The sequence below is a fragment of the Ruegeria sp. AG1 genome, from assembly GCF_056541705.1.
Genome location: NZ_JBQFYU010000007.1, coordinates 41,622 through 52,531, shown reverse-complemented (window position 1 = coordinate 52,531; position 10,910 = coordinate 41,622). Strand labels below are relative to the sequence as shown.

General features: G+C 60.5%; 9 protein-coding genes. 7 read left to right on the top strand and 2 right to left on the bottom strand.

The features are described 5' to 3' along the window. The first annotated feature begins 65 nt into the window (after positions 1-65). The 7 genes from ACR0B5_RS11955 to mdoH all read left to right on the top strand — a co-directional run bounded on the left by ACR0B5_RS11955 (position 66) and on the right by mdoH (position 9,556). Positions 66-524 carry a DUF302 domain-containing protein gene (locus tag ACR0B5_RS11955; RefSeq protein WP_480540628.1) on the top strand — a complete coding sequence of 153 codons (459 nt, stop codon included), beginning with the start codon at positions 66-68 and terminating at the stop codon, positions 522-524. 81 nt (positions 525-605) lie between these two features. Further along, entirely contained in the window at positions 606-2,225 is a 1,620-nt protein-coding gene (locus ACR0B5_RS11950) for a thiamine pyrophosphate-binding protein (protein WP_480540626.1), read from the top strand. Beyond that, positions 2,212-3,396, top strand: a complete 1,185-nt coding sequence (locus tag ACR0B5_RS11945; protein ID WP_480540624.1) for a CaiB/BaiF CoA transferase family protein — start codon at positions 2,212-2,214, stop codon at positions 3,394-3,396. The genes ACR0B5_RS11950 and ACR0B5_RS11945 overlap by 14 nt, the downstream gene beginning before the upstream one ends. Positions 3,397-3,575: 179 nt before the next feature. Beyond that, the gene (locus ACR0B5_RS11940) at positions 3,576-4,946 is read left to right on the top strand and encodes a tetratricopeptide repeat protein (protein WP_480540622.1); all 1,371 of its coding nucleotides are present in this window, start codon (positions 3,576-3,578) and stop codon (positions 4,944-4,946) included. 28 nt (positions 4,947-4,974) lie between these two features. Beyond that, entirely contained in the window at positions 4,975-6,195 is a 1,221-nt protein-coding gene (locus tag ACR0B5_RS11935) for an OpgC family protein (protein ID WP_480540620.1), read from the top strand. Continuing rightward, positions 6,192-7,691 carry an OpgD/OpgG family glucan biosynthesis protein gene (locus ACR0B5_RS11930; protein ID WP_480541024.1) on the top strand — a complete coding sequence of 500 codons (1,500 nt, stop codon included), beginning with the start codon at positions 6,192-6,194 and terminating at the stop codon, positions 7,689-7,691. Before ACR0B5_RS11935 ends, ACR0B5_RS11930 begins: the two co-directional genes overlap by 4 nt. Further along, positions 7,688-9,556 (top strand): glucans biosynthesis glucosyltransferase MdoH, encoded by a 1,869-nt coding sequence (mdoH, locus tag ACR0B5_RS11925; RefSeq protein ID WP_480540618.1) that lies wholly within the window; start codon positions 7,688-7,690, stop codon positions 9,554-9,556. The genes ACR0B5_RS11930 and mdoH overlap by 4 nt, the downstream gene beginning before the upstream one ends. Here mdoH and ACR0B5_RS11920 read toward each other — a convergent pair whose 3' ends face one another. After that, a complete protein-coding gene (locus tag ACR0B5_RS11920) occupies positions 9,557-10,381 on the bottom strand; it encodes a CE1 family esterase (protein ID WP_480540616.1) in 825 nt (274 codons plus the stop codon). Further along, a complete protein-coding gene (locus tag ACR0B5_RS11915) occupies positions 10,381-10,851 on the bottom strand; it encodes a rhodanese-like domain-containing protein (protein WP_480540614.1) in 471 nt (156 codons plus the stop codon). The genes ACR0B5_RS11920 and ACR0B5_RS11915 overlap by 1 nt, the downstream gene beginning before the upstream one ends. Between the last annotated feature and the right edge of the window lie 59 nt (positions 10,852-10,910).

The following is a 10,910-nucleotide window of genomic DNA, read 5'->3' as shown; positions in this document are numbered from 1 at the left end:
AAATGTGAATGCAGCGATGGGCGAAACCTGCTCTAGTTGGGTACCAACAAGACGGAGACCCTGTGATGAGAGCAATCTGTGCTGCTGTCTACTTGCTGGCCTCGCCTGCTCTGGCGGATCAGGCCCTGCCGGGATGGGCCGTTCATGAAACAGGGAAACCCTATGACGCGCTGGTGGCCGACACCAAGGCTGCCGTCAAGGAACACGGGCTGATCGTTGTCACTCAAACCGGGCCGACCAAAGCGGCGGCGGCCCGTGGGATCACCATTCCGGGCAATCGCGTGATCGGCGTGTTCAACAACGACTATGCGGTGCGGGTGCTGGAAACCTCAACCGCGGCGATGATCGAGGCGCCGATTCGCCTGTATGTCACCGAAAATGACGACGGCACCGCGAGTTTGTCCTACAAAACCCCCAGCTTTGTGTTTGAGCCCTACGCGGATCAGGGCGGTCAGGCGCTTTCCGATATTGCCGCAGAACTAGACCAAAAGTTTCAATCCATCGCGGAAACAGCCGTCAAATAGTCACACTGATGTGAACCCGCTTGCCTCTTGCCGGTGTGTCAGACATTTGCTGTCACATATCTTTTTCTCGGAGCATGACTGATGCAGGACCTCTCTCCCCGCGCGGCGGATCTACTGGCTCAACGATTGTATGAGGCAGGGTGCCGCCATGCGTTCGGCATGCCGGGCGGCGAGGTTCTGACGCTGGTGGACGCGCTAGAACGGGCCGGCATCACCTTTCATTTGACCAAGCACGAGAACGCAGCCGGGTTTATGGCTGAAGCCGTCCATCACCGCGACGGCGCGCCTGCGATTCTTGTCGCGACCCTAGGCCCCGGCGCGATGAACGGGATCAACGTGGTTGCCAACGCGCTGCAAGACCGGGTGCCGATGATCGTGCTGACCGGCTGCGTCGACGCGGATGAGGCGCTGACCTACACGCATCAGGTCATGGATCACAGCCAAGTCTATCGCTCTATCACCAAAGGGACCTTTACCCTCACCGCTGAGGGCGCGGATATCATCGCCGACAAGGCGGTGTCGCTTGCCAACCAGCCCCGCCCCGGCCCGGTGCATATCGACGTGCCGATCTCGGTCGCGGATACCCGCGTCTCATCGACGAAACGCCGCCGTCTGGCCAAAGTGGCCGCAGTGGCCCCCGAAGGCGATTGCCTGTCCAAAGCCCGTCGTTGGGTGTCTGAGGCCGAGCGTCCGATTGCGATCATCGGGCTGGATGTCCTCTATGACGACTCGCGCAGCGTGGTTCAGGCGTTTCTGGAGCATTTCAGCATCCCCTTCGTCACGACCTACAAAGCAAAGGGCGTGGTGCCCGAAGATCATCCCTTGTGTCTCGGCGGTGCCGGTTTGTCCCCTCTGGCCGACAAACACCTTGTCCCGCTGGTGGAACAGGCCGATCTGGTTCTGTGCCTAGGCTATGACCCCATCGAAATGCGCCCCGGCTGGCGTGAGATCTGGAATCCCGAAGAAACGCGCGTCATCGATATCTCGGCCGTGGTCAATGATCACTACATGCATCAGGCCGGTCTGAACCTTGTCGCCGATACTGGCCAGACCCTTGAAGCCATTGCCAAAGGCAACCCCGCCCGCGCCACATGGCCTGCCCGAGAGCCTGCGAAGGTCAAAGCCGCTTTGGCGGAAGCCTTCCCACAGAATGACGATTGGGGGCCAGCTGGCGTGATCGCCGAAACCCGTGCCGCCCTACCCGCGAATACTTTGGCAACCGCGGATAGCGGCGCGCACCGCATTCTCCTCAGCCAGATGTGGGAGTGTTCGGAGCCACGCGGGCTGATCCAGTCCTCAGCCCTTTGCACCATGGGCTGCGCTGTTCCAATGGCGATCGGGCTGAAACTGGCGGAACCGAACCGCCCGGTGATCAGCTTTTCGGGCGATGCCGGGTTCCTGATGGTCGCCGGAGAGTTGTCGACCGCCGCTGAAATGGGTGGCAACCCGATCTTTCTGGTCTTTGTCGACGCCTCCCTCGCCCTGATCGAGCTGAAACAACGCCAACGGCAGATGGGCAACAAGGGGGTCGATTTCGACCGCCATGACTTTGCCGCCCTGGGCCGCGCGTTCGGAGGCTATGGACACACGGTCCGCAACCGCGCAGAACTGCGTGCAGCACTGGATGAGGCGGTCAAAGCCGACCGCTTCACCGTCATCGCTGCCGAGATCGAGCGTGGAGGATATGATGGCCGAATCTAACGGGCCGCTGAAAGGCGTAAAGGTTCTGGACCTGTCGCGTATTCTGGCCGGACCGACCTGCACCCAACTGCTGGGCGATCTGGGCGCGAGTGTTATCAAGATCGAAAACCCCTCGACCGGCGGGGATGATACGCGGCAATGGGGCCCTCCGTATGTTGAGGATGAAGCGGGCAACCGTTCCGACCTGAGCGCCTATTTCATGTCGGCCAACCGGAACAAGAAATCCGTCGCCATCGACATTGCAACGCCAGAAGGACAAGCCGAGATCAAGCGGCTGGCCTCGCATGCTGATATCCTGATCGAGAATTTCAAACCCGGCGGGCTGGCGAAATACGGGCTGGATTACAACAGCTTGTCGCAGGATCTTCCCGGCCTCGTTTATTGCTCGATTTCCGGCTACGGGCAGACGGGACCAAACTCGAGCAAGCCCGGCTATGACCTTATGGCGCAAGGTTATGGTGGGATCATGTCCCTGACCGGCGACCCCGAAGGCGCGCCTATGAAGGTGGGCGTGGGCATCGCCGATGTGATGTGCGGCATGTACGCAACCGTTGGCATTCTGGCAGCGCTGCGCCACCGAGATCAAACCGGTGAAGGGCAACAAATCGACCTTGCCTTGGTGGATGCACAGATCTCGTGGTTGATCAATGAGGGCACAAACTACCTGACCTCGGGCCAGGTACCTCAGCGACGCGGCAACGGACATCCAAATATTGTCCCATATGAGGTTTATGAGACAGAAGATGGTCACGTGATTTTGGCCGTTGGAAATGACAGCCAGTTCCGCAGGTTCTGCGCGTTCATAGGCCACGCCGATCTTGCCGAAGACGCACGCTTTGCCACCAATCCGGCGCGACTAGAGCACCGTGACGCACTGAACACTATCCTGCGCCCGGCGATGAAACAGCGCCCGACGACGACTGTGATTTCCGAGCTTGAGGCCCTCAAGGTGCCCGTCGGCCCGGTGCAAACGGTGGATCAGGTGTTTGACACCGATCAGGTCGCCGCGCGGCAGATGAAGATCGCCATGCAGGCCCAACCGGGAGAGGTGAATCTGATCGGCAATCCGCTCAACCTGTCGCTCACGCCTGTAACATATCGGCATGCGCCGCCGGTCTTCGGGGCCGATACTGATGATATTTTAAGCGCTGAAAACCCGTTCGAAGATTGAAACACTTGCATGTTTCGGCAGCAACTTGCTGAAACATGCCCTTGAATCGGCGGTTTTTTTCACTTTTTTCACACACGCGATTTCACCAATTCGAGAGCAGGGTCGATACTGTTACGAGGCCGTCGCAGACTCTGATAAATCGAACAGTGTCAAATACCGCAACCAGATTGGACCCAAGTATGAAACAAGACGTTTTTGGACAGATGAACACTCTGACCCACCCGGCGGCCGTCGAGGCATGGGACGGTGTTCTGCTTGGGTTCATGGCGCATGCGGCGATTACTCCTCAGCATCTGGGAAAAGTGTTGGAGCTTGAGCCCGACTTCGCTTTGGGCCACGCGGTCAAGGGCCTGTTCATGGTTCTTCTGGGCCGGCGCGAGATGCTGCCCGTCGCCGTTGACGCGCTGAGCGCCGCTACTGAAGCGATGAAACGTCAGCCCGTCTCTACGCGCGAGCAGCTATTTGTTGAGGCCCTGTCCCTCTATCTGGCGGACCTGCCGTCTCAAGCCGTGCAGAAATTCGAAGAGGTGCTGCGCGCCCATCCGACCGACTCGCTGGCGATGAAGCTAAGCCATGCGACCCGGTTTGTGCTGGGCGACGCGGAAGGCATGCGGCGCTCGATCGAACGCGTCATGCCCGCCTACGAGCCGGATCATGCAGGCCGTGGCTATCTGCTGGGTTGTCATTCCTTCGCACTGGAAGAGACCGGATCCTACGAAAAGGCCGAGATTGCCGGTCGTCAGGCACTGTGGATGGTGTCCGACGATGCCTGGGGTCTGCACGCGGTCGCACATGTTCACGAGATGACGGGCAATGCTCAGCTCGGTCTGGATTGGCTGGCGGGGCGTGAGGACGCCTGGGCCCATTGCAACAACTTCCGCTATCACGTTTGGTGGCACAAGGCGCTGATGCATCTGGATCTGGGTCAAGTCGATCAGGTCATCGACCTCTATGACCAGCATATCCGCAAGGACAAGACTGACGATTATCGCGATATCTCGAACGCAACCTCGCTGCTGTCCCGGATGGAGCTTGAAGGCATTGATGTCGGCGACCGCTGGGAGGAGTTGGCCGATCTCAGCGCTGCCCGGACCGAAGATGGCTGCCTGATTTTCGCCGACCTGCATTATCTGCTGGCGCTGACCGGCGACAACCGCTCGGACGCGACGGGCAAGATGCTGCAGCGCATCCAGAAAGACGCGCAGCGCAATCAAGGCGACACACCGATCCGCATGTCTGACCCCGGCATAGCCGCCGCCAAGGGGCTTGAGGCCTTTGGGGACGGTCTGTACGGCGCGGCGTTTGATTTCCTGTCGACCGCCCGCTCGGGCATGCAGTTGGCCGGTGGCAGTCACGCCCAACGTGATGTATTCGAGCGCATCACAATTGATTCCGGCCTGCGCGCCGGGCGCCTGGATGCGGTCGAGCGTATTCTGGATGACCGCCGCGCCAAACGCGCCGGAGGCGAGGATAATTACGCACTCGCGCGCCGCGCCCTGATCAACGCGGCCCGCGACAACGGCGACGCACAAAGCGTCCCGGCTGAATAACAAAAAGACCTAGAAGGACAGAAAACGTATGGCGACTGTTTCGCCCGCTTCTGATTTTGCGACTGTTGCGGCCTCGGCCGCAGCGCCCGCTGCCCGTTTGCGCGATCCGCGACTGGATTTCTATCGCGGCATCGCGATGTTCATCATCCTGATCGCCCATATCCCGAACGATCCTTGGGCCAAATGGATCCCAGCTCGTTTCGGGTTCTCGGATGCGACCGAGATCTTCGTGTTCTGTTCGGGCATGGCCTCGGCCATCGCATTCGGCGGTGCCTTCCTACGCAAAGGCTGGTGGATGGGGACCGCTCGCGTGGCGTTCCGCATCTGGCAGGTCTATTGGGCGCATATCTGTCTGTTCTTCTTCGTGGCCATGAGCATGGCCGCACTGGACAATTCGGGCCTGTTCGAAAAAAGCTATGTCTCATCGCTGAACCTGCAGCATTTCTTCAATGATCCGCTGCCGCAAATGGTCGGGATATTCACCCTGACCTATGTGCCCAACTACTTCGACATCCTGCCGATGTATCTGGTCGTTCTGGCGATGATGCCGCTCTACATGGCCCTATACCGCGTCAGCTTTTGGCTGATGGCGGCTGTGTCGGTCGCAATCTGGCTTGTGGCACAGACCGGAGCATTGGCCCTTCCAGCTGAGCCGTGGTCGGACCGTCAATGGTTCTTCAACCCGTTCGGTTGGCAGCTGCTGTTCTTCACCGGGTTCGCCTTTATGCGCGGCTGGATTCCAGCCCCTCCGGTATCAAAAACGCTGATCTGGGCGGCCATTGCATTTCTGGTTTTGTCCGCGCCCTTTGGATCGTGGAAGGTTTTCCTGTGGGTTCAATCAGCAGCCCCCGGTCTGGCCGAACAAATCCGCGAGATTTGGCCTTTGACCAAAGAACTGCGTGGAAAAACCGAATTCGGCCTGTTCCGCTACATCCACTTCCTGTCGCTGGCCTATCTGGGCTGGGTCGTTGCCGGTGAGCATGGTCACCGCCTGATCGCCACAGGGCATTCTGTGGGCGCGCGCATCTGGCAGGTGGTTCTGAAACTGATCACCAAAGTGGGACAGCAATCGCTGGCGGTCTTTGTCTTCTCGATGGCCGCAGCCCGCCTGATCGGGGTCGCGCTGGATCAGACCGAGCGGGATGTTGCCAGTGTCTTTGTCGCTAACATGATTGGCTTTGCCATGATCATCGGGGTGGCCTATCTGGCCGCCTGGTTCAAATCTCAGCCATGGAAATCAAAGAAATGAATTTGACTCGCCGCGCATTTCTGGCCTCGACCTCTGCGCTGTTTCTGGCGCCGGCCACCTTTGCCTCGGGGTCAGAGGTTCCGTTCGACCGCAATGACGTGATCGAACTCGCCCGTGAACTGGCCAGCCGCCCCTTTGCCGAGCGCGAGATGGTGCCGCAGGAATGGCAAGACCTGACCTACACGCAATACCGCTCGATCCGCTTCCGGCTGGACCGCGCGCTTTGGTACGAGACCGAGACGCCCTTCAACGTCGATTTCTTCACCCCCGGCCTGTATTTCCCGCGCACAGTCAAGGTCTCGACTGTCGAGAACGGGATGGCCAAGCCGGTCGCTTTCGACCTTGAGATGTTCGACAAGGCCGAAGAGGTCCCGACCCTTCCAATCGACGAAACGCTTGGGTTCTCGGGCCTGCGTCTGCGTACGGAAATGCACCGCCCCGGCAAAACCGATGAGTTCTGCGTCTGGCAGGGCGCCAGCTATTTCCGCGCCATTGGTCTGCATGAGGTTTACGGCCTGTCCGCGCGCGGTCTGGCCCTGAAAACCGGCGATCCGGATGGCGAGGAGTTCCCCGAATTCATCCGCTTCTGGCTGGAACGTCCCGAACCCGGTCAGCGCAACATGGTTGTCCACGCCCTGATGGACAGCCACAGCGTGACCGGTGCCTACCGCTTTAACGTCACCGCTGGCGCCGATTGCATCATGGATATTGAGGCCACCCTCTTCCCCCGCGAAGAACTGCCGCATGTGGGTATCGCGCCCGGCACCTCGATGTTCCTGTTCGATCAGACCAATCACAGCCGGTTCGACGATTTCCGCCCGGCTGTCCATGACAGTGACGGGCTGCTGATCCGCAACGGCGCGGGTGAGGTGATCTGGCGTCCGCTGGCGAATCCGACTCGTCTGCAAATCTCGTCTTTCGTGGACATGAACCCTCAGGGCTTTGGCCTGATGCAGCGCAAGCGCGAGTTCTCGGACTATGCGGATCTTGAGGCGAACTATCATAAGCGCCCCAGCCTGTGGGTCGAGCCCGGCTCCGATTGGGGCAAGGGCACGGTGACGCTAGTCGAGATCCCCGCCGATCAGGAGATCTATGACAATATCGTCGCCTACTGGCGGCCCGCCGAGCCCTATGCCGCAGGCAGCCAGGTAGACCTGAGCTACCGCCTGATCTGGGGTGAGGAACCACAGCGCACGCCGATGCCGCGGGTCATCAACACGGCGATGGGTGAGAACACCTTTGGCGAAGGCCGTCTGGCCGTGATCGACTTTGAGCCCAGCCCGCTGTTCGACGATCTGGAGGCGGTCAGTATCTTCGCCAATTCGCCCCATGCGGAAACCTCGGACGGTGTGTTGCAGCGAAACCCAGATACCGGCGGTGTGCGTCTGGCGTTCTCGTTCCAGCCGGGGGACCGCGACCATGTCGAGCTGCGCGCGCAGCTTCTGGTCGGCAAGCAACCTGCCTCCGAAGTCTGGCTGTACCGTTGGACCGCATGAGCCGCGACCTGCATATCATGCCACCCGAGGCACCGCTGGTAATGCCCGCGCAGGACTTCCGCAGTGGTTTCCGCGATGCGCAGGTCCCAGCGGGTACCCGCCCCTCAGCCGGGTTCTGGCGCGCGCTAGCGTTTTCGCCCGCAATGGCGGCAACGCTGGGATTGCTATGGGTCATGAGCGACTGGTTCGGATCCGAAGGTATCAACCTTGTCGAAGCCATCCTTCTAACGTTGATCTCGTTCAACTTCTTCTGGATCTCGTTCACGGTCTGCACCGTGCTGCTGGGCATGATCTCGCTGTCCCGGCAGGAGCGCCCGATCCGACAAGACCGCGCGCAACCACTGCGCGTTGCCCTGCTGATGCCGACCTACAATGAGGTGCCGTGGTTCGTGCTGGGCAATGCCCGCACCATGCTGGAAGAACTGCGCGCCCGAGGCGGGCAGCATGAATACGCGATGTTCATCCTCTCGGACACCCGCGACCCGGACATCGCCGCGCAAGAACAAGCCAGTATCGAGGCGCTGCGCACCACACTGGCCCCCGACCTGAAGCTCTATTACCGCCGTCGCGAACAGAATACTGACCGCAAGGTTGGCAATATCGCCGATTGGGTCAGCCGCTGGGGCGCGGATTGGGACGCGATGTTGGTGCTGGATGCCGACAGTCTGATGACAGGCCGCGCGATTGCTCGGCTGACGGATTCTCTGGCGCGTGATCCCGGCGCAGGCTTGATTCAAAGCTACCCACAACTCATTGGTGCTCAGTCGGTCTTTGCCCGGATGCAGCAATTCGCCAATGGCGTCTACGGTATCGCCTTTGCCGAAGGTCTGGCCCGCTGGTGTGGGCAAGAGGGCAACTATTGGGGCCACAACGCCATCATCCGCACCAAGGCCTTTGCCACCTGTGCCGGACTGCCCAAGCTGCGCGCCTTCAACGGGCAGGAAAAGCTGATAATGAGCCACGACTTTGTCGAGGCCGGTCTGCTGCGCCGTGCCGGTTGGGCCGTTCGGTTCCTGCCGCGCATTCGTGGTTCATACGAAGAAACACCACCCACCCTTATCGACCACGCCATGCGGGACCGCCGCTGGTGTCAGGGCAACCTGCAGCACCTGAAACTGCTGGGCTCGCGCGGGTTCCGCTCGGTCTCGCGGTTTCACATGTTCCACGGCGCGGTCGGTTACCTGATGTCACCGCTATGGTTTGCCCTGTTGCTGATGTGGGCGCTGATCGGTCAGGGTGAGGACGCTTCGGTCTTGCATTATTTCAGCCCCGACAACCCCCTGTTCCCACAATGGCCGGAGATGTCTGAGACACGCCATGTGCTGATCATTCTGGTCATGTACGCCATGCTACTGGCCCCCAAAGTACTAGGCGTGGCAGCCCTGCCGCTCAGCGGTGTGCGCTACTCGGATTTCGGCGGCTGGCGGCGGTTCTTCACCTCGTTCCTGTTCGAGGTCATCCTATCGATCCTCTACGCGCCGATCCTGATGGTACAGCAAATGATCGCTGTGTTCCGCACTTCATTGGGCATCCAGAAAGGCTGGTCCCCGCAGGCGCGTGACGGGGGCAGCTATTCCTTGCGGACGCTGGTCCTGTGCCACGCGCTGGAAACCGTCAGTGGCATAGCACTTAGCGTTGGTATTTTGGCCGGGCTAGTCTCAGTCTGGCTGGCCCCGATTGCGATCAGCCTTGCACTGGCGATACCGCTGTCCGCGCTCAGCGGTGTGTCGGCTGGTACCGCCCGCCGCATGGTCGGTATGCGCGAGGATTTTGCTGAGCCTGCCATCACCCGCTCGGCCCGTCGTCATCGGAATGAGTTGAAGCGCCTGATCGAAGGCAAGGGCAGCATGACCCCGGCGGAATAATCAACCGCCGGGCAATCCTTCGTACCAGTCCAGCATCATATCCGCCCACCCGGTGGGCACCGTATGACCGCCGGGGAACAGCGCGAACTCCAGCGCGCTGCCCTCGGCACATCCCATCCAGTTGCGCCGCATGAACTGGCCCGTGGTCGAGAACCCGCTGGGCTTGGTATCAACACAGCCATTTGCCTCGCGCCAGATCTCAAGCCCGGCAAAGATATCACCTTGATGGAAACGGCCACCGCCCAACAAGCGCCCTTCGAGCGGGACGACATTGTCGATCCAGCCATGGGTGTGAAACATGCGGATCGGTCCGGCGCAGGATTCGGGATGCGGACGCCAGAAGCCACCCGAGACGGGGACGTAAGCCGAGAAGGTCTCAGGCGCGTCGCAGGCGAGGTAATTCACCATGAAGCCGCCGGCGGAAAACCCTCCTAGAACAGCGCGTTCGCCGTCAATGCCAAACCGTTCTGCAGCGTCATCAACCGCTTCGCTGAGAAAGGCCGTTTCGTCACGCTCACCAAAGCCGGGATAGAAGTTCCAGCTTTGAATGCCGCCCCGGTCTGGCCGCTCTAACCCCTCCGGTGCCATCACCGCATAGCCGCGCGCCAGAAGAGGCTCGACCATACTGCGATTGTTCATGGTTCCTGAGCCGCTGCCTCCGTAGCCATGCAGAAACACGACCAGAGGCGGATTTTCGGCTTCGGGCAGCTCGATGTGATACGCGCCCGAGGCGATCTCGCAGGTACCTTCATCCGTGCCACAATCGGCCAAGGTTGGTTGCGCCGCTGCGGCCAGACAGAAAGATAGCCAGTATTTGTATTTCATCACGCTCCCTCGACAAAGGTTTCAACCGGCAGACCGGCCCGCACCCAGCCTGGTCCGGCGGCCGAGCCCAACATACCCTCAGGCACGTCAATGATATTGGTAAACCCGGCTGCAGTCAGTTGATTGCTCAACCGTGCCGAACGGACCCCACGCGCGCAGATCAGCGCCACAGGGGCTGACTTGTCACCGCCAGCCATTTGCACCAAGGCCGGAATGAAATCCTCGCGCCGCATATCCAGAGGCTGCGCACCCTGCCCGACGCCTGTGGCCTTCCATTCCCGAGGTGTGCGGATATCCACCAGCAACACGTCCCCAGCGACGGCCTTCTTATGCGCCTGCGTTACCTCCAGCTGGCCGCCCGAGTAATCCTGCGGGATCAGGCTGTACTCACGAATGGCAAATCCTGCGGCAATTGCGCCTGCCCCGCCCATCAAAACCCACCGTCGCGTTCGGCTTTTCCCGTCTGCCATATAGCGTTCTCCTGCACTCATGGCTTGGTTCTATCACAAGGGTTGCAACCGCGCGCCGG